Below are 986 nucleotides of genomic sequence, written 5' to 3' on the forward strand. Positions count from 1 at the left end.
CGTCGCCTTCATCGGCGTCACGATGTCGACGCCTCTCATCCGGAACATTCTGGTCCCCGCACGCAGAGACCGCCCGGTCTTCGTGGTGACGCTGATCGCCGCGGTCGGCGGAGTTGCATCGATGATCGCGCTGGGTGCCGCCTTCGGGATCGTCGGTGTGGCAGCCGGCTTCGCCATCAGCGAGATCGCGACGCTCCTCGCCTGCGTGGTGCTGGCGTTTCAAGTAGGGCTCCATCACCGAGACGTGGAGCCGCCCAGGCGAGCATCGCCCACCTCGAAGGAGACTGATGAGATCTGAGAGACCCTCCACCCCCGGAGTCCACATCGTCCTCCTCGCCGTCGCAAAGGTCCCGATCGGCGGATACAAGGTCGCCTACGAGTACGCCAACGCACTCGTGGACCTCGGTGTCCCCGTCACGGTCTGGCATTCGGAATCCCTGCAGGCGTTCACCGGAGGACGTCGGCGCCTCTGGCCGGCCATGAGAAGCGTGCTGGCGTGGTGGCTGCGCGGCCAGCGCAGGGACTGGCGGCGTCACGGCGTGACCTGGTTCGCGCTCGACGAACGCGTGCAGTTGCGCGCGACGGGATGGTTTCCCCGCATCCGCCTCGCCGATGGGGACGCACTGCTCGCGACCGCTGTCCAGACGATGCCCTTCGTCGCCGACGTGGCGGCACGGCATGGCCGCCGCTCGGCGGCGCTGATCCAGCACTACGAAACCTGGGCGGACACCCCGGAGCAGATCACCGCAGCCTGGGCCGCTGTGGACGAGCGCGTCGTGATCGCACCGTGGTTGGCGGAGAAGTGCGACGAAGCGGGGTTGAGTTCACATCTGTTGCCGAATGCACTGGTCGCGGACGAGTACCCCCTCGGTCGACCGATCGGCGAACGCCCGTCCCGGGTGCTCTCCCTGCTCTCACCGCACGGGTACAAGCGCCCTGATGTCGTGATCGGCGCGCTGACCGAGGTGCTGCGGCAGCGACCAGAC

General features: G+C 67.7%; 1 protein-coding gene and 1 pseudogene. Both read left to right on the forward strand.

The window, feature by feature from the left end:
- Nucleotides 1–298 (forward strand): annotated as a pseudogene (locus KZA10_RS16105) (hypothetical protein); the annotation flags it as partial.
- On the forward strand, nucleotides 288–986 hold a 699-nt coding region (locus tag KZA10_RS16110; RefSeq protein WP_218683390.1), incomplete at its 3' end, for a hypothetical protein. The pseudogene KZA10_RS16105 and the gene KZA10_RS16110, both read left to right, overlap by 11 nt.

Source organism: Microbacterium sp. BF1 (genome assembly GCF_019279095.1).
GTDB lineage: Bacteria > Actinomycetota > Actinomycetes > Actinomycetales > Microbacteriaceae > Microbacterium > Microbacterium maritypicum.